General features: G+C 40.9%; 25 protein-coding genes. 15 read left to right on the plus strand and 10 right to left on the minus strand.

Translation table 11 applies throughout. The features are described from left to right. The 9 genes from ACOAOT_RS02675 to ACOAOT_RS02715 all read left to right on the plus strand — a co-directional run bounded on the left by ACOAOT_RS02675 (position 1) and on the right by ACOAOT_RS02715 (position 7389). Positions 1-843, plus strand: a complete 843-nt coding sequence (locus ACOAOT_RS02675) for a carbohydrate ABC transporter permease (RefSeq protein ID WP_420215548.1) — start codon at positions 1-3, stop codon at positions 841-843. Between the two features lie 486 nt (positions 844-1329). After that, positions 1330-1998 (plus strand): exonuclease domain-containing protein, encoded by a 669-nt coding sequence (locus ACOAOT_RS02680; RefSeq protein ID WP_420215549.1) that lies wholly within the window; start codon positions 1330-1332, stop codon positions 1996-1998. 71 nt (positions 1999-2069) lie between these two features. Beyond that, positions 2070-2246 carry a hypothetical protein gene (locus ACOAOT_RS02685; protein ID WP_420215551.1) on the plus strand — a complete coding sequence of 59 codons (177 nt, stop codon included), beginning with the start codon at positions 2070-2072 and terminating at the stop codon, positions 2244-2246. A 14-nt stretch (positions 2247-2260) separates the two neighbouring features. Further along, positions 2261-2779 carry a GNAT family N-acetyltransferase gene (locus tag ACOAOT_RS02690; protein ID WP_420215552.1) on the plus strand — a complete coding sequence of 173 codons (519 nt, stop codon included), beginning with the start codon at positions 2261-2263 and terminating at the stop codon, positions 2777-2779. 35 nt (positions 2780-2814) lie between these two features. Beyond that, positions 2815-3558 carry a nickel pincer cofactor biosynthesis protein LarB gene (larB, locus tag ACOAOT_RS02695; RefSeq protein WP_420215554.1) on the plus strand — a complete coding sequence of 248 codons (744 nt, stop codon included), beginning with the start codon at positions 2815-2817 and terminating at the stop codon, positions 3556-3558. 1 nt (position 3559) lies between these two features. Further along, entirely contained in the window at positions 3560-4876 is a 1317-nt protein-coding gene (gene larC / locus ACOAOT_RS02700; protein ID WP_420215555.1) for a nickel pincer cofactor biosynthesis protein LarC, read from the plus strand. Positions 4877-4882: 6 nt separating this feature from the next. Beyond that, positions 4883-5704 (plus strand): ATP-dependent sacrificial sulfur transferase LarE, encoded by an 822-nt coding sequence (gene larE / locus ACOAOT_RS02705; protein WP_420215557.1) that lies wholly within the window; start codon positions 4883-4885, stop codon positions 5702-5704. Positions 5705-5731: 27 nt separating this feature from the next. Continuing rightward, positions 5732-6823, plus strand: a complete 1092-nt coding sequence (locus ACOAOT_RS02710; RefSeq protein WP_420215559.1) for a DUF871 domain-containing protein — start codon at positions 5732-5734, stop codon at positions 6821-6823. 206 nt (positions 6824-7029) lie between these two features. Then, positions 7030-7389, plus strand: a complete 360-nt coding sequence (locus ACOAOT_RS02715; RefSeq protein ID WP_420215560.1) for a cupin domain-containing protein — start codon at positions 7030-7032, stop codon at positions 7387-7389. A 102-nt stretch (positions 7390-7491) separates the two neighbouring features. Here the strand turns inward: ACOAOT_RS02715 and ACOAOT_RS02720 are convergent, their stop codons facing one another. The 9 genes from ACOAOT_RS02720 to ACOAOT_RS02760 all read right to left on the minus strand — a co-directional run bounded on the left by ACOAOT_RS02720 (position 7492) and on the right by ACOAOT_RS02760 (position 18086). After that, positions 7492-9852 (minus strand): ABC transporter permease, encoded by a 2361-nt coding sequence (locus tag ACOAOT_RS02720; RefSeq protein ID WP_420215561.1) that lies wholly within the window; start codon positions 9850-9852, stop codon positions 7492-7494. Next, complete coding sequence (locus ACOAOT_RS02725) at positions 9836-10531, minus strand: ABC transporter ATP-binding protein (protein ID WP_420215562.1); 696 nt, start codon at positions 10529-10531, stop codon at positions 9836-9838. Before ACOAOT_RS02725 ends, ACOAOT_RS02720 begins: the two co-directional genes overlap by 17 nt. Positions 10532-10600: 69 nt before the next feature. Further along, on the minus strand, positions 10601-11824 hold the full coding sequence (locus ACOAOT_RS02730; RefSeq protein WP_420215563.1) for a sensor histidine kinase: 1224 nt from the start codon (positions 11822-11824) through the stop codon (positions 10601-10603). Continuing rightward, a complete protein-coding gene (locus ACOAOT_RS02735) occupies positions 11821-12525 on the minus strand; it encodes a response regulator transcription factor (RefSeq protein ID WP_420215564.1) in 705 nt (234 codons plus the stop codon). The genes ACOAOT_RS02730 and ACOAOT_RS02735 overlap by 4 nt, the downstream gene beginning before the upstream one ends. A gap of 28 nt (positions 12526-12553) precedes the next feature. Next, positions 12554-13477 carry a ketopantoate reductase family protein gene (locus ACOAOT_RS02740; RefSeq protein ID WP_420215565.1) on the minus strand — a complete coding sequence of 308 codons (924 nt, stop codon included), beginning with the start codon at positions 13475-13477 and terminating at the stop codon, positions 12554-12556. A 116-nt stretch (positions 13478-13593) separates the two neighbouring features. Further along, the gene (locus tag ACOAOT_RS02745; protein WP_420215566.1) at positions 13594-14610 is read right to left on the minus strand and encodes a saccharopine dehydrogenase NADP-binding domain-containing protein; all 1017 of its coding nucleotides are present in this window, start codon (positions 14608-14610) and stop codon (positions 13594-13596) included. A gap of 21 nt (positions 14611-14631) precedes the next feature. Continuing rightward, positions 14632-16068: a methyltransferase gene (locus ACOAOT_RS02750; RefSeq protein ID WP_420215567.1), complete on the minus strand. Its 1437-nt coding sequence runs from the start codon at positions 16066-16068 to the stop codon at positions 14632-14634. Between the two features lie 139 nt (positions 16069-16207). Continuing rightward, a complete protein-coding gene (locus tag ACOAOT_RS02755) occupies positions 16208-17146 on the minus strand; it encodes an FAD:protein FMN transferase (protein WP_420215568.1) in 939 nt (312 codons plus the stop codon). A 1-nt stretch (position 17147) separates the two neighbouring features. After that, positions 17148-18086 (minus strand): LysR substrate-binding domain-containing protein, encoded by a 939-nt coding sequence (locus ACOAOT_RS02760; RefSeq protein WP_420215569.1) that lies wholly within the window; start codon positions 18084-18086, stop codon positions 17148-17150. Between the two features lie 173 nt (positions 18087-18259). Here ACOAOT_RS02760 and ACOAOT_RS02765 point away from each other — a divergent pair, with 173 nt between their 5' ends. The 4 genes from ACOAOT_RS02765 (at position 18260) to ACOAOT_RS02780 (ending at position 22859) form a co-directional block, all read left to right on the plus strand. Beyond that, positions 18260-18859 (plus strand): NADPH-dependent FMN reductase, encoded by a 600-nt coding sequence (locus ACOAOT_RS02765; protein ID WP_420215570.1) that lies wholly within the window; start codon positions 18260-18262, stop codon positions 18857-18859. A gap of 14 nt (positions 18860-18873) precedes the next feature. After that, positions 18874-21297 (plus strand): flavocytochrome c, encoded by a 2424-nt coding sequence (locus ACOAOT_RS02770; RefSeq protein WP_420215571.1) that lies wholly within the window; start codon positions 18874-18876, stop codon positions 21295-21297. 207 nt (positions 21298-21504) lie between these two features. After that, positions 21505-22347, plus strand: a complete 843-nt coding sequence (locus ACOAOT_RS02775) for an SGNH/GDSL hydrolase family protein (protein ID WP_420215572.1) — start codon at positions 21505-21507, stop codon at positions 22345-22347. A gap of 29 nt (positions 22348-22376) precedes the next feature. Continuing rightward, the gene (locus ACOAOT_RS02780) at positions 22377-22859 is read left to right on the plus strand and encodes a hypothetical protein (protein WP_420215573.1); all 483 of its coding nucleotides are present in this window, start codon (positions 22377-22379) and stop codon (positions 22857-22859) included. Between the two features lie 37 nt (positions 22860-22896). Here the strand turns inward: ACOAOT_RS02780 and ACOAOT_RS02785 are convergent, their stop codons facing one another. Beyond that, positions 22897-23841 carry a LysR family transcriptional regulator gene (locus ACOAOT_RS02785; RefSeq protein ID WP_420215574.1) on the minus strand — a complete coding sequence of 315 codons (945 nt, stop codon included), beginning with the start codon at positions 23839-23841 and terminating at the stop codon, positions 22897-22899. Between the two features lie 181 nt (positions 23842-24022). On the opposite strand from ACOAOT_RS02785, the gene ACOAOT_RS02790 reads away from it, so the two are divergent. After that, entirely contained in the window at positions 24023-24856 is an 834-nt protein-coding gene (locus tag ACOAOT_RS02790; RefSeq protein ID WP_420215575.1) for an ABC transporter permease, read from the plus strand. Further along, complete coding sequence (locus ACOAOT_RS02795; RefSeq protein ID WP_420215576.1) at positions 24849-25631, plus strand: ABC transporter permease; 783 nt, start codon at positions 24849-24851, stop codon at positions 25629-25631. Before ACOAOT_RS02790 ends, ACOAOT_RS02795 begins: the two co-directional genes overlap by 8 nt. Positions 25632-25635: the final 4 nt, after the last annotated feature.

Below are 25635 nucleotides of genomic sequence, written 5' to 3' on the forward strand. Positions count from 1 at the left end.
ATGAACAGAAGCATGAAAAAAAGTGGAATAACCATTGTCTTTTATTTCTTCTTTACCCTTCTTGCTGTGGGAATTTTTCTTCCCATCTGGGTTCTTTTTATCGCCAGCTTTAAACCAGGAAGCGATCTTCTCCAATATGGTCTGAATCTGGATCTAAACGTTTCCAGAATGAATCTGGATAATTATATTCTGCTGTTTTCAGGGCAGCATGATTACTGGAGATGGTTTTTCAACAGTATTACTCTGACTGTGATCACAGTAGTGGGCACTTTACTGATCAGCTCTTTTGTGGGATATGGATTTGCTGCCTACGATTTTAAAGGAAAAAAGTTTCTGTTTATCCTGGTGCTCCTTATTTTATCCATTCCTCTGGAAGTTGTTATGCTGCCCCTTTATAAACAGATTTCCTCATGGAAGCTGATGGACAGCTATACAGCCATTGTACTGCCGTTCCTGGCTCATGCATCAACCATTTTTTTCTTTCGCCAGTATCTGCTCAGCATTCCAAGGTCATTAATGGAAGCCGGGAGAATTGATGGTGCTACGGAGTATGGCATCTTTTACCGTCTGATTGTTCCGCTTATGAAACCGGCGTTTTCTGCTATGGCAATCTTAAATGGAATGAATGCATGGAACAATTATCTATGGCCTCTGCTGGTAATCCGGTCTTCAGATAAATATCCATTGACCTTAGGCTTAAATACACTGATTAATCCTTATGGAGATAATTACAGTCTTTTAATCGTGGGTTCCGTTTTTTCTGTCATTCCTATTTTTCTGCTTTTTGTTGCATTTCAAAAGTACTTTATTGAAGGAATGATGGCAGGGGCAGTAAAAGGATGACCATATTTTGGCAAATATGCCAGGTGCAATGAATCCAAATCCTCAGGACAGAGATGTTCAGGGGATTTTTGCTGTTACAAAGTAAGAGGGCATGGAAAAAGATTTTTTACAGTAATGCCTCAAATAGTATAAAACGGATTATAAAATTGAAGAAAAAGGGCATATGAAGGAAAATATTTTCATCCCTGCCTCGCAAGTTAATAACGGCGAGGCAGGGATAAAGAAACGTCTGCTGATATGCCGTAAACAGGAATAGGTAAGGTTGGGAAAACTGAAATATGTGGCAGAGGGGTGAAAAACAAGTTATTAATGCCTCGTTCTATTTAAAATAGTAATGATTAGGTGGTAGTGAAATTTACTTTCTCAAATCCCATAGAAAACGTTTTCCTCGTTTTAACTTGATGTACACATCTGGAGACGTTATAATAGAAATGTTACTAAAGATAAAAGGATTAAGTCCTGTTACATATAGAAATGGAGGGAACTATGGCTGGAATAGAATTGACAGGCAGACGTTTGAACCAATACATAGAAAATTACGTAGTATTTGATTTAGAGACAACGGGAGTGGATACACAGGAAGACTCCATTATAGAGATATCTGCAGTGAAAGTGAAGAACCATGTGATAACAGATCAGTTCAGCAGGTTAATTAATCCTGGGACTCATATACCGGCAGGTGCAACAAAAATTAACGGAATAACAGATGAGATGGTAAAGGAAGCACCTGGGCTTACTGAGGTTCTGCCGGAATTTCTTTCTTTTATAGAGGGAGAAGTTTTAATCGGGCATAATATCCAGTCCTTTGATCTGCTTTTTTTATACCGGGTATCGGAAGAACTTCTGGGAATATCGTTACCCAATGATTATATTGATACCTTATATATGGCAAAGGAGCGTCTGCCCCAGTTGTATCGCCACCGGCTTACGGACATTTCCGAACATTTTAATATACCCACGGAAGGGGCACACCGGGCCCTTTCAGACTGTATGATGAATCAGCAGTGCTATGAGCAGATGGGAAAGCTTTCCGGGACAGGGGAAGAATTCATTTGTCCCCAGTGTGGCGGCTTATTAAAGAAAAGAAACGGCAAGTTTGGTGTATTTTACGGCTGTTCCAATTATCCTCAGTGCCGTTTTACAAGAAATGGCTGAATTACGCTGACTGTGTGATGCAAAGAAGACAGCCTGCATAGACTGTTGTACCAGAAAAAGGAGGGAGCGGTATGGAGGATAAAAATTTATATAATAAAGTCATGTTCATTGCACTTTGTTTAATTGTTGTATTGCTTTGTGCCGGAGTTTACAGTTACATAACAGGCAGTAATGGTACAGATGTTCCCAGAGGGAAAGCACAGGTTGTAACAGCGGAAGTGGCAGCTTCATCTACACTCCTTCTCTGACAGAAAGGGGAGACATGGAATTTAATATTGAGCGGGCATCTGGCGAAGATGCTGAAATGATGGCGGATATCATTGAAAAAGTATGGGATGACATAGATAACAAGCACTGGTTTGTCGCTGATGACAGTGAATATACAACCCGAATCCTGAAAGAAGGAAACGGTCTGGGATATAAAGCGGTGGAAAAAGATTCCGGCGCAGTTGCAGGAGTTTTTATTGTTGCGCTGCCTGGAATGAAAGAAGAGAATTTAGGCAGAGATATTGGGCTGGCGCAGGAGGAACTTAAAAAGGTGGCACATATGGAATCGGTGGCAATCCTTCCTTCCTACAGAGGGAATGGGCTTCAGTATACCATGATGCAGCGGGGAGAAGCAGATCTTAAAAAGATGGGTTACAAATATTTGATGTGTACCGTTCATCCTGAAAATTACTATAGCAGAAATAATGTAATAAAGCAGGGATATGAAGTAGTTCTCACCAAAGAGAAATACGGTGGATACATTCGGGATATACTGTTAAAAAAGCTGTTTTAAGCGCATTTAGGTACAGCAGAGGAAAGGTGAGAAGGATGGACATAAAAGAAATGCTTAACCTGGTTAAAAACGGTGAGATGGGGGTAGATGAGGCACAAAAGATCTTAAAGGATCTTCCTTACGAAGATCTGGGATATGCCAAACTGGATCATCACCGGGCTCTCCGCTCAGGCTTTGGTGAAACTGTGTTCTGTCAGGGCAAGCCAGATGAATATCTGGTGCAGATCTACAAAAAATTCTTTGAACGGGACGGAGAAGTCCTGGGAACCAGAGCCACGAAAGAGCAGTTTGAGTTAGTGAAAGAGGCAGTTCCTGAAGTTACCTACGATCCTATTTCAAGAATTCTCAAGGTCGAACGGAAGAATAAAGAAAGAACCGGCTGTATAGCAGTCTGCACGGGCGGTACTGCGGATATACCGGTTGCGGAGGAAGCAGCCCAGACAGCGGAATACTTCGGTTCTTACGTGGACCGGATATATGATGTGGGTGTTGCGGGAATACACCGCCTGCTGTCCAACCGGGAACGGATTGGACAAGCCAACTGCATCGTGGCAGCGGCCGGAATGGAAGGCGCTTTGGGAACTGTCATAGCAGGGATAGCGGAGTGTCCGGTAATAGCCGTACCCACATCTGTTGGGTATGGAGCCAGCTTTCATGGATTATCAGCACTTTTAACCATGCTTAATTCCTGTGCAAATGGCATTTCTGTAGTAAATATTGACAATGGGTATGGGGCAGGATACATTGCGACACAGATCAATCGACTGGCGGTAAGATAAAATGAAAAAAATATTATATTTGGAATGTAATTCAGGAATCAGCGGTGATATGACGGTGGGGGCTCTCCTGGATCTGGGCGCGGATAAAGAAGTGCTGGAAAAAGCGCTGGATAGCCTTAATTTAAGTGGATACCACCTTCATTTTGGAAGAACTAAAAAATGTGGACTTGATGCGTACGATTTTGATGTTCATCTGGAGACGGAGCATGTTCATAGCCATGAACATGACCACAGCCATGAACATGAGCACAGCCATGAGCATGAACACAGCCATGAGCATGAGCACAGCCATGAACATGACCACAGCCATGAACATGAACACAGCCATGAGCATGAACACAGTCATGAGAATCATCCTCCTCATGAACATAGGAACATAGGTGATATATATAAAATTATAGATCGTCTGGAAGCCTATGAACGGGTTAAATCTATGGCAAGACGGATGTTCGATATTGTAGCGGAGGCAGAGGCCAAAGCTCATGGAATTCCGTTGGATGAGGTACATTTTCATGAGGTTGGAGCCATTGATTCCATTATTGACATTATCAGTGTTGCTGTCTGCGTAGATAATCTGGGAGTGGATGCAATCGTTGTATCACCTTTGGCAGAGGGATTTGGAAGCGTACGCTGCCAGCATGGAGTGATTCCTGTCCCTGTACCAGCCACAGCGAATATCGCATCGGCATATAGTTTGAAACTGCGTCTGACCGATAATGAGGGAGAGATGGTTACCCCTACCGGAGCGGCGATTGCGGCGGCTTTAAAAACAGAGGACAGACTGCCGTCATCCTGTCAGATTCTTAAGACTGGAATGGGGGCAGGGAAAAAGGAATTTAAGCAGGCTAATGTTCTACGTGCCATGATTCTTTCTCAGGAGGAAGATTTGGCGGGAGACGAGATGTGGGTTTTGGAGTCCAATATTGATGACAGCAGCGGTGAGGCACTTGGCCTTGCCATGGAGTGTCTGCTTGACGCAGGCGCGGCTGATGTCTGGTATACACCAATCTTCATGAAAAAGAACCGGCCCGCCTATATGCTTTCTGTCATCTGTAAAAAAAACCAGATTGAATCCATGGAAGAGATCCTGTTTATTCAGACGACAACCATTGGAATAAGAAGATGCCCTGTTAACAGAACGGTTCTGCCTCGTCAAAAGAGAACAGTGATGACACAGTGGGGAGAAGCAGAGATTAAGGTGTGTAAATATAAAGACAGGGAGTTTTATTATCCGGAATATGAGAGTGTAAAAGCCCTGTGCCGAAAGAGCGGATTGGATTACCAGACTATTTACCGGAATCTGCAAAGGGAGGATTAAGATCACATGGATGAAAACTTATTAAGTCTTAAGGTAAAACTGGAAGAGGCGATGGGGGAGTACGCCAAAGAAGACATCTGTGTTGCTTTTTCCGGTGGAGTTGATTCCAGTCTCCTGTTGAAAGTTGCGGCAAAAGCGGTGGAAAAGACGGGAAAAAAGGTGTATGCTGTTACATTTGACAGCAGGCTCCATCCATCATGCGATCTTGAAATTGCTTCCAATGTGGCAAAAGAGCTGGGAGGAATTCACGAAATAATTACCGTAGATGAGCTGGAGCAAGAGGAGATTCGTTTCAATCCAGTAGACAGATGCTATTTATGCAAGAAAAAGCTGTTTTTAAGTCTGAAGGAATTTGCAGGAGAAAGAAATATTTCTGTTATTATGGATGGAACCAATGAAGATGATATGCATGTGTACCGTCCTGGTATCAGGGCTTTAAAAGAACTGGGAATCATCAGTCTTCTGGCAGAACTTCATATTACCAAGGCACAGGTAAAGGCATTAGCGGCGGAATATGGAATCTCAGTGGCACAGAGACCATCTGCTCCCTGTATGGCAACCAGACTGCCATATAATACAGAAATAGATTATGATATTTTAGGGAAAATCGGTGAGGGGGAGGAATTTCTCCGATCCCGTTTTAAGGGGAACGTACGGCTGCGGCTGCATAAGGATATTGTTCGGATTGAAGTGGATCAGGATTCTTTTGACAGTGTTTTAAAAGACAGGGATGCTGTAATCTCTTATTTAAAAGAACTTGGCTTTGTCTATATTACTTTGGATTTAGAAGGGTTTCGCTCTGGAAGCATGGATGTGGGGATTCAATAATTTGAAATTATTTACAGGGGGGATAGTATGCATAAGTTAGGTATATCAATTTACCCGGAACACAGCACAAAAAGTGAAATAGAAAGCTACATGAAACTGGCATCAGGGTATGGTTTCAATAGAATTTTCACCTGCTTGCTGTCAGTTAGAAAATCAAAAGAAGAGATAATAAAAGAGTTTGCTGAATTTATGGAACTTGCACACCAATACGGGTTTGAAGTTGCCGTTGATACGAATCCGGCAGTATTTGAATATCTGGGAGCGACTCCCTTTGAAATAAAACCATTTGCTGATTTAGGAGTCGATATAATTCGATTGGATGGGCATTTCGGAGATCTGGAAGATATTGCAATTACCAGGAATCCCTATATGATACCCATTGAATTTAATGGATCATCCAATATGGATCTGGATTTATTGGTGGAGCGGGGCGCTGATCGCTGGAATATTGTGACGTGTCATAATTTTTATCCGCAACGATATTCTGGACTTGGTTGGAAACGTTTTATTAATTTAACTGAGAAATATAAAAAAAGCGGATTCAGGACTGCAGCTTTTGTTTCAAGCCAGAATAAGAACACCTTTGGACCATGGCCGGTAAAAGCAGGGCTGCCTACCTGTGAAATTCACCGCAATCTCTCTATAGATTTGCAAATGAGGCATTTGTTAGCCACTAATATAATTGATGATATAATTATTGGTAATTGTTTTGCATCAGAAGAAGAGTTAAAGCTTATGTCTGAAGTGGATTGTAGTAAAATTACGTTTCATATTGAGATAGTGAAAGACTGTACAGAATCTGAAAGAGAGCTTATATTTGAATACAGACATCTGTCAAGAGGGGATGCATCTGATTATATGATACGTTCGTCCTGGCCCAGAGAAGCGTATAGGAATAAAAGTATCCCTTGCAGAGAATCGGAAGGAGATTTCTTTCACAAAGGAGATGTGGTTGCAGTAAATGATAATCTGGCACATTACAGAGGAGAACTGCAAATTGTGCTTCAGGATATGCCAAATGATGGTGAAAGAAACCTGGTAGGGAAAATACCCCGGGAAGAATGGATTCTGTTGGAATGTCTGCTGCCTGAATATGAATTCGGATTTATACATAACTGATGACTGCAAGAGTGAGAGATTTTCGGATCTTTCACTCTTGCAGTTGTTTATGAATAAGATGGCTCCATTTCTTTGATCTTTTCGAAAAGCAGATTATTAATGGGAACAGGAAAACCATGTTTATCGGCAACATTGACAATTAAAGGGTGGAAAGCGGAAATATTACGAATATTTCCGCAAATGAATATATAAAAGGAGAAATAAAAATGGATAAGATTAATTTAGAAGAAAAATTTCAGCTCTTTCACGAATATTGGAGTCCCAGGATTATCGGAGAATTAAACGAATCATACGTAAAAATAGCTAAATTTAAGGGGGAATTCACCTGGCATACCCATGACAACGAAGATGAGATGTTCTATGTGGTAAAAGGAGTGCTGACAGTAAAATTCAGAGATAAAGATGTATGCCTGAAGGAGGGAGAAACAATTATTATCCCCAAAGGTGTTGAGCATATGCCTGTTGCAGAAAATGAGGTTCATGTGCTTTTAATTGAACCTAAAAGTACATTAAATACTGGCAACGTTAGAAACAGTAAGACTGTTGTAGATTTAGAGAGAATTTAATAAATAAGGCAGATTCTGTTTAATCTGCCTTTTAAAATTATTTTTTGCTCATAATGAAATCCATTAACAGGTGGCGAATGGGAGGTTCGGCTCATCGTATTATTATTGTGCACTTATGGTATCTGCAATGGACATATGGCAAATGCGTTTTACTGGACCTCGTACAGCCAGAATAACGGATAATAAGACAATTGTCATGATAATAGCCATTTGTATAATTGGGACATTCCACTGTTCGCCCCAGTGAGAAGTTACCAGTTTTGCGTACAGGAACTTATTGAGAATTAACCCGAAAACGCTGCCCAAGATACATCCTGTAATTGCATAGGCAGAGGCTTCGGCAACAATCATATTTATCAGCTGGCGGTTACTCAGGCCAATGGCACGAAATGCACCATACTGCTTCATACGGGAGGAGACACTCATGGCAATGCTATTCACAATATTGAATATGGTAATTAAAGCAATCAAAGCCATAAATCCATAGATAAACAATCCAAAAGAGTAATACGAACCTATTACGCTGCGATTACCGGAGCGTTCATCAGAAAAGGTGACATCCATACCAACTGTTCTGTGAATTTCATCAACATCAGCATCTGTCGCGTTCTTAGATAACTTCAAATCGATAATTGTATAATCCGTTTCGCCGGTCAGCTGCCGAAAGGTATTTTCAGAACAGATTATTGTTCCAGTGTCAGGGGCGTTGTTAAAGGGGCTGGAAGAAAGAGAGCCGACTATTTCTATATCCGACGTTTGCCCCCCTATGTGCAAAGTAGCCGTATCTCCAGTTTTTATGATATTTTGCGGTTTAAAAACAATCAATCCGGTATTGTTTTTCTGTTGGACGGAATTGAAGGATCCATCCAGTAAATAATTCTTAGCCCATCTAAATTGGTTTTCCTCATAAGAAATCAAATCCACCTTTTTTTCCTGACCATTCACCGTAACCGGTACGTTATAGGCAAACATTCGCCCGTATACCTGATTAACTGCCGGATTTTCCTTAAGTTTTTTCAATAAGCCACTACGAATTGAACAGGTATTATCCGTGCTGACAATAGATAAATCCGGAGTCCACGGCTTTAATGGAGTAAGGGAATGCTGCATAAAATCAATTGTGACTGAAAACGCCAAAAAAAGAGTAATACTCAGTGAAAAGGAACCTACCATCAAAACAAAATTCTTTTTACTTGCTTTCGCATGATGGAAACCAAGAGCAGTATCAATTTTAAATAGTGTTGTATTTGCGGCTTTGCGCACAGGCTGCAGAGAATTTGCATTTCCGGATACGGCTGCCAGTGGCGAAACTTTGGCAGCTCTTTTTGCTGGTGAACGAGCCGCCAGTACAACCGTCAGGATACCTACACAGATACCGGCCATGATACTGGGCAGGCTTATTCCAAATGCAGGCATTTCGGCAAAGTATTCCGGGCTGAGAAAACGTAGTAAGGCGCACAAGATCCAAATAATAACGGCTCCCGAAGAAATGCCCAGCGGTATAGCAAATTTGCACCAACCAAGGGCTTCCCTACGGACGAATCTCATCAACTGCTTTGGTGTGGCACCGATACAGCGCATCATTCCAAAAAATTCCGTGCGCTGTGCCACATTGCTGTTTAGACTGCTTGCAATCATCATAATGCCGGCCAGCAAAACTAATAGAAATAAAACAGAAGCTGAACTATAGATTTGCATCATAAAAGAATTTCCGCTTTGACCAAGTAAGCCCAACAGCTTCGTATTTTCCGAAACCTGTTGGTCCGAAAGTCCCAGTTGAGATTTCATATCGGCAATTGTACTTCGTATATTGCTATGAGTAGAGAACTGTACAAAAAAAATACTGTTATACTCAGCAGGTTGACCATTTGAGACTCCAGGATATAAGGAGCGAAATGCCTGGGTAGTCAGGCAAACTGCGTAGGAGTCTTCTTTCATTGTTTTTGCAGCATTTTTAGTAAATCCAGAGATCGTGAATTCATAGCTGGCTCCATCAGGCCCATAGACTGAAATGGGATCTCCGATTTGCAGGCCAAGCATTGTCTTTGCGTTTTCGGTGACCATAGCCTCATGGTCATTCTGAGGAAACGCTCCATCCCGAATATCCTGAGTTTGCATTTTCGTAATCCAGTCACTATCACTTCCCACTATAATCACGTTTTTTCCCGATACAGTATAGCCTTGTTCGCCCCTGAAATTTAGGACACCATACCAGGAAGATGCGGTTACCTCAGCTCGTGCAGAGATGAGGGCGGCTTGTTCTTTATTTATGTTTCGGATCATCACATGCCAATTACCGTCCTCAATACGGGCCTGCATGATCTGGCTGCGTATAAACATGTCGGCCATACCAAAAATAGTTGTGACTAGAAACACCGCTAAAACGATGCAGAATACAGACATTCTGTTCTGCCTTTTATGGACTTTGGCTGAAATGGGAACAAGGTCAAGATAACTTTTCATTCTCTTTGCCTCCCAAATCCGTCAGAACACCATCCGAAACCCGCAGCACGCGGTCTACTGAGGTGGTCAGATGATTGTTATGTGTAATCATCAGAATCGTTTGCTGATAAAGGCGGGATGCCCTGACCAGTAAATCAATTACATCCTGACTGTTTTTGCTGTCCAGATTTCCGGTGGGTTCATCCGCCAGGATCAGTTTGGGCCTTGTGATCAGTGCCCGCCCAATGGCAACACGCTGCTGCTGACCGCCGGATAATTGACCAGGCAAGTGATGGCGGCGTTCTAAAAGTCCTAAGACTTCTAAAATTTCATTCACAGCCGATTGATCGGGTTTTCTGTAATCCAGAAGAATGGGAAACATAATATTCTGCTCCACATTCAATTCTGCAACAAGCTGGAACGACTGAAATACAAAACCGATATTACGCCGCCTGAAAATGGTACGCTGTTCTTCTTTCATTGAGAATAAATCATTTCCGTCCATATAGATATTCCCGGCAGCAGGGGTATCCAGGGCTCCAATACAATTAAGCAGCGTACTTTTACCGGAACCTGATTCTCCAACTACTGCAGCAAATTCTCCCTGTGCTAATGTAAAAGAGACATCTTTTAAGGCATTTACCTGATTTTCACCTTTTCCGTAGGTTTTTGATAAATGCTGCACTTTTAAAATCTCCATATTGTTTGCACCTCCTTTCTGAAGAGAATAACAGGTACATCTTACAATCGGGTGAATAACAGCTTACAGTTACGTAAGGAAGGAAAGCGTAAAAACTGTCCCTTCCTGCAATGCGCTTTGAACGGAGATGATGCCTCCCTGACCCTCAACGATGGCTTTTGCCAGTGACAGGCCCAGACCGATTCCCTGGGTATCCAGAGATTTTTTGCTGCGGTAAAAACGTTTGAATACGTGATGTAAATCTTCCGGTGCAATACCGGAGCCATTATCTGAAATCATGATGCGAAGCATGGCAGGGGTCCGATTCCAGGATACGTGGATTTTTCCTCCCGGATCGGTATGATCTAAAGCATTTTTAACTATATTTCCAATTGCTTCGCTGGTCCACTGCTTATCGCAAATGAGAGTTTCTTCCGGTACTTCATCTACTATAATTTCTTTTCCCTCACGGGCTGCCCTTGTTGTCAGTTCACTGACAGCCTGAGCAATTAATTCCGATAAACTACAACTTTCTTTTTCAAAAACAATACTGCCAGCGTCTAATCGGGTTATTTTCAGCATGACTTGAATCAGTTGTTCCATACGTTTTAATGCTAATTCTGTTTTTTGGGAGTATTCTATTACGGTTTGAACATGATCCGGTTCCTCAGAAATAATTTCATGATACATAGTAAGAGCCGCAAGTGGTGTTTTCAGCTGATGTGATATGTCTGAAATCGTACTTTTTAAAAAATCTTTCGCTTTCTTTTCGGCTTCGTTTTTTGACTGCAGGATCATAGCAAGCTGATCTACACAGGCAAAGAGACGATATATGGTTCCTTCTTTCATTAGCGGCATGTGGTAAGAAAAATCGCCTTCTGTAAAATTGGTAATTACCTTTGCTGCCTGAAGATAAAGTTGCTCTCTTTTCCATAAAAAAATAAATGATCCAGCCAAAAGCAAAGAGGATAGAATCACGCTAAAAAGCAGCATACAGTACATGGAAATCTTATGAAACTCATTAATAAAGGGAAGAAATCTGATTGCGGTATGCTTTGTTACACCAATATCAGCAAGCAGAGTCGCTCCCTCCTGACTGCTTGTTGTACTGGTAATGGCTTTGGCAATTACATCTTTTGAAACGCCCTGTTGGAAAAGTGAGGTCACAACGGCATTGTCGTGGGATAGAAACAGACCATGCATGGCTTTTACCTGAACAGCATTCAAACCAATGACAGAAAGAAAAATCAGCAAAACAAGAGTTAAAATAAAGGAAGTATAAAGTTTGATTTGCTTATCTTGAAAGAGGTTCATACAGACACCTCATTCCACTGATAACCAAAACCACGGATGGTGATTAAATGCTCCGGATGGGAAGGATCAGCTTCGATTTTTTCACGGAGCCGGCGAACGTAAACGGAAAGAGTATTATCGTCCACAAAGTCGCCTGTATTGTCCCACAGTTCATTTAAAATATGATTACGGGTAATGACACGGTTGGAATTTCTTACTAATAAACAGATAAGACGGTATTCTGCGCTGGTTAAATCCAGAGTTTTTTCATTTAACAGCACCCGGCTTCCTAAAAGATCAATCCAAATATCACCACATTCTATTACAGTAAGGTTATTTTGACTGGATTTTCCCACCCGGCGCAGTAAGGCCCGAATCCGGGAACAAAGCTCACCCAGTTTAAAAGGTTTTGTTACATAGTCATCGCCGCCGCTGTCCAGCCCACGAATGACATTTACCTCTTCATCGGAAGCTGTTAAAAACAGAATCGGAAGCTGATATCCCTGTTTTCTCACTTTTTCACATACTTCAAAACCCGTTCCATCCGGCAATGTCACATCAAGAATTAGTAAGTCATATTGATCGATTTTGGATAAGCTGCCTATGGCTTCTTCTACGGTACGGACAAGTTCAACATCAAAGCCATTGCGCTTTAAAGAATAGTTCAATCCATCGACTAAACTGATATCATCTTCTAAAAGTAAAATCCGATTGCTCAACATACCTTCTCCTTTTGCTTCTTTGTTGGATTTAAGAAATATAAGTGGATTCCATATCTTTGATTTTTTTATAAAGCATATCATTTACTGGAACAGAAAGACCATGTTTAGCTGCAAGTCTGCGTACTGTGCCTGAAAACATCTCTACTTCCGATGGTCTGTGGGCAATTCCATCCTGACGCATGGATGGAACTCCCTCTGGTGAAAGAGTTTTTAAGAGTTCTATGTATGCTTCCAGGTCACCTTCTGTCAGGGTAATGCCTTCTTTTTGTGATAGCAATATTACTTCTCTCATGGCTCCGACTAATGTATCGTATGGGGTACCTGGAGTAAGAGCCTGGGCATAATTAGCCTCATATGCCAAACAGGTCTGATTGATTCCGACATTTAACATGAATTTTCCCCAGAGCCGTTTTAAAATATCACTCTCGGTACGATAGGAGATTCTGGCGGAATCAAAATATCTGGTTAAGGCATCGAGCCGATTTTCCTGTCCCTTTATTCTGGTGCCAAGACATAATTCTCCGGACCTGGTATAGGTTAAATCGGTACCGAATTTCATGGCATCCATTCCCTGGGCGATACAATAGAGTACTTTTTCATCGCCGTAACATTTGCCTGCTATCGCCTCGCTGTCAATTCCGTTCATAACTGAGATTATGGTGGTATCAGGACCAACTGAGGAAGCCATTATATCCAGTGCTGATGGCAGGGCATTGTATTTCACCGCTATAATTATCAAATCTGCCGGACATGCATTTTCAGGCGCTTTCATGGGAAATGACCAGGGGGTCCCATTGATTGTAAAAGTCATTTTCTGATAGCGTTCAATTCGTTTCTGGTCAGCAAGAAAATAGACAGAATCAGGTCCAAAAGCAGAGCTGATCTGGCTTGCGTATAACATACCCAGTGCACCCATTCCTATGATAGCAGTCTTTTTTATTTCTTTTTTCATGTTGTCCCTCCCTGGAATTAAATTACAAATTATAAGTTATAAAATTAATCTTATCATAGATGTTTTGCTTTTGGAATATGAAGATACATGATCTGGCAATCAAAAAGCAGAGATACTTACTCTGCTTTTTTCTGAATCGTTAACTGAAACAAATCATTGTCTACGATATCTTCTATATTTATAATATCTGATATTTCCAGAATTCCTTTTCTTAATGTGGGATCTGCCATTCGCTTTGCTGATTCAGCAGCAATCAGACCAGTAAATCTTCCTTCATCATGTCCCCATGCATACAGGCTTTTCTTACCGGACTGAATAGACACGATAAAAATATCTGAACCAATTTTGGGATTCCGAAGCAATTGTTCTGCCATATTATATATTTTTTTATATTTTAACAATCTGAGAAGTCCAAGTCTGTTTGCCCAATACAGGAAAACAGTGATAATTGACTGATCGAACCCCAGATAAGTGGTAAATATCTTATCATTATATTTATTATTTAACATGTGCTGGTCTACAAAGTTAAAATTAAACGAATAAAATCGCTTCTGCATGGTCTCCATTTTATTTTTTTTAGTAAATGGTCTCATATATCCATAAATGCGATGATTGTAGTTTTTTATAAAATTATCCAGAGTCCATTTTATGGCAGCATCTCCGTGTTTCTCGCCCATCCCCAAGATCAGCTGTATATCAATATATTTTTCTGTGGGATACATTTGGACAAATTTTTCCGCCAGAAGGTTTGTTAGTCCAGGAGCAAGGCCAATGCCCAGCAAAATTTTGCTTGTGCCCTCAAGTTTAAGTTTACGAATCTTATCAATATATTCTGAATTTGCAGTGACATCCATATAATCGATTCCGTTTTTATCGCAATATTCTACCAGCAGAGTATTTTCCTGATCGACACAAACAATAACCCAGCCTACATTTTGTAATAGTGCAAAATCAATGTTAAGAATATCCATTACGCAGATTTCTGCTTTTAGCTGTTCTTTTTGAATGAACCTTTTCATTTTCTCTTCGTTTCGTCCTGCCAGGATCAAACTGTAGTTTTTCAGTTCTTTCGAAATAGACTGGCCTACCTTACCATGCCCGCCAATAATCATGATTTTACGATCTGGATTCATTTTCGTCCTCCTTTTTTGGGATTATGAGTGGTTTTGTATTAAACCGATAGCATGTTCTAAAAAGCCTTTAATAGTTGCTAAATTTTCACTGGAAGTACCATTGAGAAAATCAAAAAGTGATTGATCATTATCGCTATGATATTTTTCATGAGCCCTGTAGGCAGCATTTCCCTTTTTCGTCAGATAAAGTAAATAGCGTTTTTTATCTTCCGGATCATCTTTTTTGACGATTAAATCTCTCTCTGATAATTTCTGTAAAGTCTTATGAACAACCGGTCTTGTTATACCATATTTCCTCGCAAGCTCAGCACTGTGTATTCCCGGATAATCTCCAATTGTTTTAATCATGTGAATCTCTCCACGATGAAACGTCATATCCTCACTTCCAAAATTAAGAATATTCGTTTTAGAGTTTGAAATACTTTCTGTTAATTCAATGAACGAATTGATTACATCTTTTGAACTCACAGATTCATTCTTTTCCTCTTTTTTGTAAATGTAGCCTTCAAACATAGCAACTTTCACCCTGCTTATTGGAGTAAGACCACACGTTTGTAATGCTTTTTCTATATCCTGAGCTCCAGGAGGTAAGGGGATGCCATCCATAAACCCGGACAGCCAGCTTAACATATTTGCAGGAACAGCATCTTTTTCATCTGCAAACTGCCCTATAATAAACAAATAACCACCGACTTCTAATGAATCAGACACTTTCCTTATAAAATCAGTTAAATCACCCTCAACAAAGTTCAGAACGCCTGAGGCAATAATCATATTATAAAGTCCGCCTAAAGGGTCATGATTGAAATCACCCGAAATTACCTGAACCTTTTGCTGTACCCCATATTTCTCCACAATCTCCCTTGTAACTTTAGAAACATCCGGCGTTTCCATAACGGTTGCCTTACTGTTTGGGAAATGTCTGATCAGTTCAACATCCAGAATACCTGCTCCGCCTCCCAGATCCAGAATGTTGAGACACTCATTATGATCAGGAAACAGTTTATTTACTTCATTTATAAATGCCTGTACACGTCCAGAGTACATTTCAGGAATAGACAAACGGGCAAGTTCAGAAAAATCATAAGTCTCATTATTTATGGAAGATACTGACTTTATCTTTTCTTCCAGGTGTCCAAGAGAGGTCATCTTTTCCCGAAATAAGAGTGTATCACCAAGAAACACATTGCTGTTGCGGGATAAAAAGTTTCTTGTTTCTGGTGTATTTCTATAATATTCTTCCTGTTTATTCACCAAGCCGCAGGAGACCAGTGATAACAGCAGGAGTTCCAGTTGATGTTTGTCACAATTAATTGCTTCTGCTACAGCTTGTGCAGTCTGAGGCGTATCAAGATAGGAAAAAATATTCAAACGTATTGCAGCAAAAAGCAATTGAGCCTCCTGGTAATTGTGCATGACTTTATAATAACGCTTTGGACTGTTTTCTACTTCAAACATAAATTACTTCTCCTTTATTATAATAATTATTCTTACTATTGTTATCCTAGCATACAATTAGTTTGTTTGTCAATGAAACATTATTAGTTTGCACATGAAAAGCCCACCATCGGCGATAAAGCGATTGGTGGGCTTTCAGTTACATACTGAATGGATGAATTTGTCCCATAAGATTTTCTGTGCAGGCCAATTTTCCGTCTAAGGTTATTACAACAGCACCTAAATCTTTCATATTATTCATTTTACGAATGATTGACACTGCATCCAGTCCAAACAATTCTGTGGTATAAATATCACAGTCCAGGGACCGGTCGGCGACCACAGTCAGAGAAGCAATATTACTTTCCATAGGATAGCCGGTTTTGCTGTTAAAAATATGATGGTATTTACTGCCTTCCTTTTCAAGGACTCTTTCGTAAATTCCTGATGTTACAACAGACTGATTTCTTATTTTAACCAGTGCAGCCGCATTTCCTCTTGGCAAAAACGGGTTCTGGATTCCCACGTTCCAGTCACTGCCATCAGAGGGGGAGTCTCCATGCACCAGCACATTGCCGCCCATATCTACCATAGCTGAAACCGCGCCATGATCTTTAAAAAACTCCATGACTTTATCTGCGAAATAACCTTTAGCAACGGCTCCCAGGTCGATCTCCATTCCTTTTTTTTGCAGATATACGGTTTTGTTATCATCGTCCAGTTGTATATTCTCAGGATTTAATAGTTCCAGCACTTTTTCTATGGATTCTTTATCCGGTACATGCGCCTGGGTAAACCCGATTTTCCATAGCTTTATTAAAGGCCCGATTGCAATGTTTAAAAATGAATTCTCATTCAGACTATGCTTTTTTCCGGTTTTTATCAGTTCATACAGCTCTTCATCCACCTTTTGGGGGGCGATTCCAGCCATTTTTTTAATCATGGCAAGCTGGGAGTGATCACTGTTGGCACTAAAGATCTCATTATAATGGATCAGCATTTCTTCCGCCTTTTCTGCCAGCATTTCAGTTTCTTCTCCCTTAATATAAAGGGAAATTTTTGTTCCCATAAGATATATAATCTTTGTATATTCTGTCATTTCATTCTCCCAGATCGGAATTGTTCTGTCCATGAATCAAAAAGGCATTTATCAGGTCATGATCAATGTTGGATAGTTTTCTTTCATTATGGTATGCTATGAAGTAGTCTAAGCTCAGTTCGTCAATGGGGATCTGATAGATATTGTATTCTGACGGATTTTCCTTCACATAGACGCTTTCAGGAATAAAGGTGATTCCTAAATTACCTGTGGCAAGCTTTAGAATCGTATTGATCTCTGTGCTCTCCATAATGATGCGGGGTTCTACTTTATAAAGGTTCAGTAATTGATCGATCTGTTTTCTGATGGCGGAACCTTTGGAGGTGAGAACCAGTTTCTGACATAAGATTTTACTCATGTCGATGCTGCCTTCTGCAATGACGGCTGTATCTTCCTGATACAAATCACTGCACCGCGGGATTACAGCCCGGTATCTGTGCCTGCCCCAGCTGACAGAGTTTAAGTAGGGCGATATATTTCTTGAGTTTTGCCCAATCCAGAAATCCAATTCATTGTTCTGGATCAGCTTCTCATTTTTTTCTGGAAAGTCCTCTACTAACTCGATTCTGCAGTCTGGATGCAGGGTAAGAAAATCCGGCAGAAAAAGAGGTAAAAGGTAGGTACCGAGGCTGGTAAGAATCCCTATTTTTATAATCGTTTTGTCAATATCTGAAACATCGGATATTTCCCTTAACAGCTTTGCATAATTATTTTCTAATGAGGTCAGATATTGATAATAGATCTTTCCCTGTTCCGTTAACCGATAAGGCAGCTTGTTCCGTGTGATCAGTTCGCAGTTTAATTCATTTTCCACCCTCTTAATCACCTGGGTCAGATAAGGTTGAGAAATATAAAGAGACTTAGCAGCCTTGCCATAGTTGCTGTATTTTAAAATGGCATCAATATAATACAGAATTTCCTGAGAAGAGATTTTCGACATTTTATTCCTTTCTTTGAGAAATAATTTGCTTTTTCTTGATTATTTTTGATTATAACAAATTTGTTATCAAACTTCAATAAATAACTATTAGATAATATAAGAACGATGTGTTAAAATTATATCAAACACATAAGTACAACTGTGAGAACTTAATGGATAGGAAGGAGATTACTATGAAATATTTAGCAATCGTGGGCACGAATTCAGATGTGTCAACTAATCGCATGCTGCTTCAATTTATGCAAAAACATTTTTCCAGTGAGGCGGAGATTGAATTATATGAAATTAAAGATTTACCAGCCTTTATGGAACCAGAGGATTTAGAAGTTCCTGAAAAGGTAGAGGAGTTATCCAATAAAATCTTAAATGCAGACGGTGTTATTATAGCAACTCCGGAGTATGATCATGCTATACCAGCCGTTTTAAAGAGTGCACTTGAATGGATCAGCTATACAAGTCAGGCGCTTACGGATAAGCCTGTTTTAATTGTAGGGGCTTCCCATGGTACACTTGGTTCTTCCCGTGCCCAGGCCCACTTAAGACAGATTCTTGATTCCCCTGAGCTGGCAGCCAGAATTATGCCAAGCAGTGAGTTCCTGTTAGGAAAATCACAAGCCGCATTTGATAATGCCGGAGATCTTATCTATCCGGACAAGTTAACGGAGCTTGATGAAATTTTCAGGGAATTTGTTCTGTTTACAGATATCACAACGAAACTTTTGGCAGAAAAAGTTCAGAAAAAAAGCGCAAAAAAATTCACTTGGCAAGAGTAGGAGGATTCATATCAATGAAATTTATAGCAATTGTTGGAACGAATGCAAAAAAATCATATAATCGTAAACTCCTTCAGTTTATGAAAAAACATTTTGAGTCAAAAGCAGAAATTGAAGTACTTGATATCACAGATGTTCCCATGTTTAATCAGTCTGATAACCAGTCCTACGGTGAAGTGATCCAGATGTTTAATAATAAGATCACAGAGTGTGACGGTGTTATTATGGCTACTCCAGAATACAATCATTCCATTCCTTCCGGACTTAAAAGTCTGATTGAGTGGCTGAGCTTTGATCTTCATCCACTTGCAGGTAAGCCGGTAATGATCGTTGGCGCCTCTTTAGGAACACAGGGATCTTCCCGTGCGCAGCTTCACCTCCGCCAGATCCTGGATGCACCAGGTGTGGATGCAAATGTAATGCCAGGTTATGAGTTCTTACTGGGAAATGCGAGCAAGGCATTTGATGAAGCCGGTGATCTGGTTAATGAAGGAACGATTGATTTCCTTGATATCTGTTTCCTTCGCTTTATGCGTTTTGCTACCATTTCAAATCAGCTTAATGAGGAAGAGGATTTTTCCTTTACTCCTGGCGAATATGAAGTAAACGCAATCGGTCACAGCGGAAATCTTCCTATGAAGGTATCCTTCAGCGAAAAACGAATTGAAAGCATTAATATAGATACCAAGGGCGAAACCGAAGGAATCGCAGATGTGGTATTTGTAAGAATACCGGATAAAATCATTGAAGGACAGACTCTGAATGTAGATGCGCTCTCTGGTGCATCTGAAACCAGCAACGCTGTAATCGATGGTGTTGCCAAAGCAGTGAAGCTTGCCGGAGTCAACCCTGATATACTTAAGAGACGTCCAAAACCTGCCAGCAGCCGGAACAGACAAGATGAAGAGTATACTTGTGATGTAGTAGTTGTTGGTGGAGGCGGCGCCGGACTCAGTGCGGCTGCCACTGCATTACAGAATGGCTCCAGTGTAATTGTACTTGAAAAATATCCGGCAGTAGGCGGTAATACCATACGTTCCGGTGGTCCGGTTAATGCGGCAGATCCTGAGTGGCAGAGAGAGTTTGATGAAAATCCGGGAGAAAGACATACCATCGAGTCATTGTTAGCAACTGATGAGAGCCAGATCCATCCGGAATATTTAGATGATTTCCATGCACTGAAAGAAGAGTTTTCCAAATACCAGGAAAAATTCGGTACGGGAAAAGGTCATTTATTCGATTCTCCTCTTCTTCACAGAATGCAGACCTATTTTGGCGGAAAGCGTACCGACTTACAAGGCAATACCATCTACGGACAGTACGACCTGGTAAAAATTCTTACGGACAGAGCATTAGAAAGTGTTAAATGGCTGGAAGAGATCGGCGTTGAGTATGACAAGAGCGTTGTATTTGCTCCGGTTGGAGCTCTTTGGCGCCGTGGCCATAAGCCGGTGAAAAGCTATGGTACCGCATTTATCCTTGCTCTCACAAAATATGTGGAGGAGCACTCAGGAAAGATTATCACAGACAGTCCTGTAAAAGAATTTATTTTAGAAAATGGCGAGATCACAGGAGTTATAGCAACTGGTGTCAATGGCCAGAAGATCACAGTTCATGCTAAAGCAGTTGTACTTGCAAGCGGTGGTTTTGGTGCCAATACAAAGATGTTAAAGGAATATAATACCTATTGGAGTGCCATCGATGACAATATAAGAACCACCAACTCCTTTGCTATGACTGGTGATGGAATCCAGCTTGGTAAATCAGTAGGAGCAGCACTGACAGGAATGGGATTTACCCAGATGATGCCTGTTGCCGATCCGGATACTGGTGAGCTGTTTAGTGGTATTCAGGTTCCACCGGAAAACTTTGTAATTGTTAATAAAAACGGAAGACGTTTTGTAAATGAGTTCTCAGGCCGTGATGTGTTAACAAAAGCTGCTATTGAACAGGGCGGTTTATTCTATCTGATTGCAGATGATGAAATTAAGAAAACTGCCGCCAATACAAGCCAGGAGAAATTAGACCGTCAGGTAGAGGCAGGTACTTTATTCAGAGCCGATACCATCGAAGAACTGGCAGTTAAAGTTGGTATGGATCCAGAAGTTCTTAAAGAGACCATTGTAAAATATAATTCATATGTAGATGCGGGCTTTGATCCGGAATTCCATAAGGATACATTCAGCCTGAAAGTGGAGAAAGCACCGTTCTATGCAACTCCAAGAAAGCCAGCTGTTCATCACACCATGGGCGGTCTTAGGATCGACACCAATACTCATGTATTAGATGAAAATGGCCAGCCAATTAAACATCTTTATGCTGCCGGAGAAGTTGCCGGAGGTATTCATGCAGGAAACCGTCTTGGCGGCAACGCATTAACAGATATCTTTACCTTTGGACGAATTGCCGGTAAGACTGCAGTGGATGAAATGAAATAATAATAAGGGCGTATAGACCCAGAGCCGATGACATGCATAAGTAAATATGCGGTTATCGGCTCTTTCTTTTTATAACTACATATAATTGGTTACCAAAAACAAAACATAATTGTTGAAAGTTAACAAAAAGTAACAAATTTCCCTTAATCCCTATATTATTTCTTATTTGTGCCGATACAAATAAAAGAAAAAAAGAGGAGTGGGAGTATGAAATCAACAATAAAAAAGATTGTTATCATTGTTTTAGCAGTATTTGCTGCATTGTTAATTGGTGGATACCTACTGATATCCAGCGTCTTGAAAAGAGAGAAAGTCCAGCCTATGGATTTCACTCAAAATCTGGATTTAAAGAAACCAGACCCAGTAAAAGACCAGCCTTCGGTTTTATTTTTGGGAAACAGTATGACGTATACCAATGACCTGCCGTCTGTGTTTACACAGTTAAGCCAAAGCGGTGGATTTATGGCTGATGTATATGAACTGACAGAAGGTTCCTATCGTCTGGAATATTTTGCTGACCGGGAGGATGAAGTTGGAAGCCAGGTATATGATGCACTGGAGAATTACACCTGGGATTATGTAATTTTACAGGAGCAAAGCGGAATTGCCACTATGGGAGAAGAAACCATGTATTCAGCGGCCAGAACCCTTAATTCCCTGATCCGCCAGGCACAGGGAGAGCCGGTTTTTCTCATGACATGGGCTTTTAAAGAGGGGATCTCAATCGATCTTGTGGCAGGGCTTAAATATAGGGAGTCCAGGGATGAGATGCAGACAGAAATAGCCAGCCATTATATCAATATCGCAAAAGAATTGGATGCCATGCTGGCTCCTGCTGGAATCGCTTTTATGAGGTGTACCTCCCAGTTTCCGGAGATCGAGTTATGGGATGAAGATGAAAATCATCCGTCACCAGCAGGCACTTATCTCTCTGCCTGTGTTTTATATCACGTTCTTTATAATCAGTCACCGGAGGGGCTTGCCTACTTTGGGGATCTGGATGAGCAGACAGCTGGAAAATTACAGCTGATTGCAGCTGGTATCAAATAGTATAAATTATAAAATTGGAGAGAATTCGTATGAAAAGCAAATGGAATGTTACAGTAAACGGAGTGAATCATGAGATTGCATTTAAACCGGGAGCTTTTAAAGCAAAGGCAGTCGTAGACGGTGTTTCAACCCCAATTAAGAATAAAAGCCTGTTTATACGTCTGTTTGATGTTCCCCTTAATCTTGAGGGAACCACAGTCCATCTGACAGCAATAGGCAGAAAAGTTGACCTGGCTGTGGATGGAGTTTATCTAAACTCAAAGGAACCTTATGTTCCTTTCGAAAATATACCGAAATGGACTTACATATTATCTGCAATCCTGTCATTAGGTGGCTGGGCATTTTGCGGATTAATCGGACTGTGTCTCGGTTTGTTGTCAAGCACTCTGATTATCAGCAGATCCGTTAATCCACAAAAAAAGAATCTGGCTGTATTTTCTATCTGTGTCACAGGTGTCTGTTTATTGCTTGATTTGATGATTTTATTTGGAGTCGCAATGATGACCATGTAAAAAGGCGCGTCCGGTTTTCCGGACGCGTTTTCTTTACTTAATTTGGAAAACAGGCAGCATGCTCCGTTTCGTAATAGTCTGTGAGAATATCCAAAAATGCTTTGGCGTATTTAGGCAGATACCGGTTTTTCTCATAAGCTGCAATCAGTGTATTATCGTTTCTTGTTTTTCCCACGGAAAGACAGACAGAAGAGGAAGGCTCTCTGTTTCTTAAATAGTGATAATAACTTTCCGGTGCGAACGCAGCACCCAGCCCCTCCATGGCAAGACGGATGGACATCTCGCTGTTACGGGTATGGAGTAGGATCTCCGGTTCCATATCATATTCTTCAAAGAGTTTTAATGCGATTCCTCCCGTATTCTGATCAGGATAAAGAAGAATAAAGGATTCCCCGGACAGAAGGCTTAAATCAATCCACGGATATTGAAAGCCTTCTTTTTTGACTGCTTTTTCTGCCAGTGGATTCTCAGCAGATAACACAAGAATCATTTCCTCTTTCCCAATAATCTGATAATCCAGATCAGTAGGAAACTCATGCACATTATAAAAGGTTAAATCCACCGTATGATCCGTCAAGGTGTGTTCGGCTACAAAATTGACTTCCTCCATCATATTGACGGTGACATTTGGATAAAGCCTGTGAAATTTCATCAGTGTGGGGCCAATCAGACTGTTACCAAGCATGATAGGAAGAGCGATGTTTAGGCGACCGTGGTTGTGGTGCATAATATCATCAAATTCAATATTCCATTCCATTCCGTACTCCACTATCTTTTCCGCATAATGAATGTAACGCTCTCCGATATAAGTGGGATAATAACCGCTTCCCACCCGGTCAAATAAACGGGTTCCAAGCTGCTGCTCTAAATTTTTTAAATATTTGCTTAAGGACGGCTGGGAAATAAAAAGCGTTTCTGCAGCTTTGCTGATGCTTTTATTTCTGGAAATAGCAAGAATGTATCTGGCTTCTTTTAAATCCATGGCTGATTTCTCCTTTTTCTTGTTTGCCTATAGCTTTACTGCATAGAAAATATAGATTATATGTATTTGACGTACAGTATATCATAAATTATAATAAATGTATAGATATAAATTAATTGTACTTATAAGTAGTTATAAGAAACAGCAACGTTTGGAGTGCTGAAAGCATGGAGAGGTTAAAATGAAGAAACGCAGTGCATTTGTAATGATAATTCCCGGGCTGGTGATTCTGGCAGTATGTCTGTTCCTTCCGCTTTTGAGAGTATTGATTCCATCTCTTCATACAGGAGAGTATCCCTTAAGCGCATACGTGTCATTTTTCCAGGATGAATATTATTGGAAAATCTTTGTAAGAACGGTAAAGGTTGCGTGTTTAACCACCGGATTTTGCATGGTACTTGGAGTTCCCACCGCATATTTTATCAGCCGGTGCGGGAAAAAATGGAGAGGGATCCTGTTGTCTGTTTCCATATTTCCCATGATGACCAATTCTGTAATCCGAAGCTTTGCCTGGATTAATATTTTAGGGAGCAACGGTCTGATTAACCGGATACTGGTTACAGCCGGGATTGTGGAAAAACCCCTTAAGCTGCTTTATACGGACTTCGCCATTATTATTGGTTCGGTTTATTTATTTCTTCCCCTTATGATCGTCACTGTGGCTGGTGTCATGGAGAATATTGGTGATGATATGATGGAGGCGGCTTTAAGCCTTGGTGCAAACAGAATCCGTGCTTTTATGAAAGTGATTTTCCCCATGAGCCTGCCGGGCATCATTGTGGGCGGCATCTTAGTTTTTACAGGAACCTTGACTGCTTATACCACTCCCCAGCTGTTAGGCGGAAATAAAAACATGGTACTTTCCACATTTATTTACCAGAGAGCCATGAGTGTGGGAGACTGGGATGGCGCAGCCGTTATTTCCCTGATCATGATTGTTGTAACACTTGCTGTAATCAAAGGATTCAATTCACTGGCAGCAAGACTGGACAAGAGAGGAGGAGACCATGCGTAAAAATAAGATGCTCACTGTTTTTGCCGTTCTCGTATTTTGCTTTTTAATATTACCGCTGGTTATTATTACAGTTACCGCTTTTGGCAAGGGCAGTGCAATCACCTTTCCAATCGAATCCTTTTCTGTGAAATGGTTTGTAAAGGTATTTACCACAAAATCCTTCCGTATCTCATTTTTAACCAGTCTTGAGATTGCCATGCTGGCGACTGTCATTGCCCTGCTGGTGGGAATACCAGCAGCCTATGCTCTGGCCAGATCCGGATTAAAGGGTAAGAACCTGATAAAATCTGTATTTCTTTCTCCAACCATAGTTCCGGGAATCGTAATCGGTTTTGTCCTTTATCAGTTCCTGGTTTTAACTTTGAGAGTGCCAGTATTTATGGGATTATTAGCCGGACATTTTATGGTAACCCTGCCCTATGTGATCCGGGTGGTAGGTTCCAGCCTTGAGCAGTTTGATTTTTCCACAGAGGAAGCGGCATGGAGCTTGGGCTGCGGAAAACTCCGTGCATTTTTCCGGGTTGTACTTCCTAATATTACCTCCGGAATTTCTGCTGCCTTCATGCTGGCATTTATCAATTCCTTTAATAACATACCGGTATCCATGTTTCTTTCCGGACCGGGAGTATCCACCTTTCCGGCAACTTTGATGAATTATATTGAATATAATTATGACCCTACGGTGTCGGCAGTATCCGTATTATTGATGGCGGTTACAGTTCTTATGATGGTAATTGTAGATAAAACACTGGGAATAGCCGCCCTGGCGAAATAGGAGG

Source organism: Lacrimispora struthionigena, from assembly GCF_048627165.1.
GTDB lineage: Bacteria > Bacillota > Clostridia > Lachnospirales > Lachnospiraceae > Lacrimispora.

Excerpts from the sequence above, each read along its gene's own strand:
- ACOAOT_RS02715 (WP_420215560.1), top strand. The coding sequence starts at position 7,030 with ATGGATAAGATTAATTTAGAAGAAAAATTTCAGCTCTTTCACGAATAT.
- ACOAOT_RS02775 (WP_420215572.1), top strand. The coding sequence starts at position 21,505 with ATGAAATCAACAATAAAAAAGATTGTTATCATTGTTTTAGCAGTATTT.
- ACOAOT_RS02755 (WP_420215568.1), bottom strand. The coding sequence starts at position 17,146 with ATGACAGAATATACAAAGATTATATATCTTATGGGAACAAAAATTTCC.
- ACOAOT_RS02675 (WP_420215548.1), top strand. The coding sequence starts at position 1 with ATGAACAGAAGCATGAAAAAAAGTGGAATAACCATTGTCTTTTATTTC.
- ACOAOT_RS02795 (WP_420215576.1), top strand. The coding sequence starts at position 24,849 with ATGCGTAAAAATAAGATGCTCACTGTTTTTGCCGTTCTCGTATTTTGC.
- ACOAOT_RS02765 (WP_420215570.1), top strand. The coding sequence starts at position 18,260 with ATGAAATATTTAGCAATCGTGGGCACGAATTCAGATGTGTCAACTAAT.
- ACOAOT_RS02710 (WP_420215559.1), top strand. The coding sequence starts at position 5,732 with ATGCATAAGTTAGGTATATCAATTTACCCGGAACACAGCACAAAAAGT.
- ACOAOT_RS02750 (WP_420215567.1), bottom strand. The coding sequence starts at position 16,068 with ATGTTTGAAGTAGAAAACAGTCCAAAGCGTTATTATAAAGTCATGCAC.
- larB (WP_420215554.1), top strand. The coding sequence starts at position 2,815 with ATGGACATAAAAGAAATGCTTAACCTGGTTAAAAACGGTGAGATGGGG.
- ACOAOT_RS02735 (WP_420215564.1), bottom strand. The coding sequence starts at position 12,525 with ATGTTGAGCAATCGGATTTTACTTTTAGAAGATGATATCAGTTTAGTC.
- ACOAOT_RS02760 (WP_420215569.1), bottom strand. The coding sequence starts at position 18,086 with ATGTCGAAAATCTCTTCTCAGGAAATTCTGTATTATATTGATGCCATT.
- ACOAOT_RS02790 (WP_420215575.1), top strand. The coding sequence starts at position 24,023 with ATGAAGAAACGCAGTGCATTTGTAATGATAATTCCCGGGCTGGTGATT.
- ACOAOT_RS02730 (WP_420215563.1), bottom strand. The coding sequence starts at position 11,824 with ATGAACCTCTTTCAAGATAAGCAAATCAAACTTTATACTTCCTTTATT.
- ACOAOT_RS02720 (WP_420215561.1), bottom strand. The coding sequence starts at position 9,852 with ATGAAAAGTTATCTTGACCTTGTTCCCATTTCAGCCAAAGTCCATAAA.
- ACOAOT_RS02770 (WP_420215571.1), top strand. The coding sequence starts at position 18,874 with ATGAAATTTATAGCAATTGTTGGAACGAATGCAAAAAAATCATATAAT.
- ACOAOT_RS02780 (WP_420215573.1), top strand. The coding sequence starts at position 22,377 with ATGAAAAGCAAATGGAATGTTACAGTAAACGGAGTGAATCATGAGATT.
- ACOAOT_RS02725 (WP_420215562.1), bottom strand. The coding sequence starts at position 10,531 with ATGGAGATTTTAAAAGTGCAGCATTTATCAAAAACCTACGGAAAAGGT.
- ACOAOT_RS02680 (WP_420215549.1), top strand. The coding sequence starts at position 1,330 with ATGGCTGGAATAGAATTGACAGGCAGACGTTTGAACCAATACATAGAA.
- larE (WP_420215557.1), top strand. The coding sequence starts at position 4,883 with ATGGATGAAAACTTATTAAGTCTTAAGGTAAAACTGGAAGAGGCGATG.
- ACOAOT_RS02740 (WP_420215565.1), bottom strand. The coding sequence starts at position 13,477 with ATGAAAAAAGAAATAAAAAAGACTGCTATCATAGGAATGGGTGCACTG.
- ACOAOT_RS02785 (WP_420215574.1), bottom strand. The coding sequence starts at position 23,841 with ATGGATTTAAAAGAAGCCAGATACATTCTTGCTATTTCCAGAAATAAA.
- ACOAOT_RS02685 (WP_420215551.1), top strand. The coding sequence starts at position 2,070 with ATGGAGGATAAAAATTTATATAATAAAGTCATGTTCATTGCACTTTGT.
- larC (WP_420215555.1), top strand. The coding sequence starts at position 3,560 with ATGAAAAAAATATTATATTTGGAATGTAATTCAGGAATCAGCGGTGAT.
- ACOAOT_RS02690 (WP_420215552.1), top strand. The coding sequence starts at position 2,261 with ATGGAATTTAATATTGAGCGGGCATCTGGCGAAGATGCTGAAATGATG.
- ACOAOT_RS02745 (WP_420215566.1), bottom strand. The coding sequence starts at position 14,610 with ATGAATCCAGATCGTAAAATCATGATTATTGGCGGGCATGGTAAGGTA.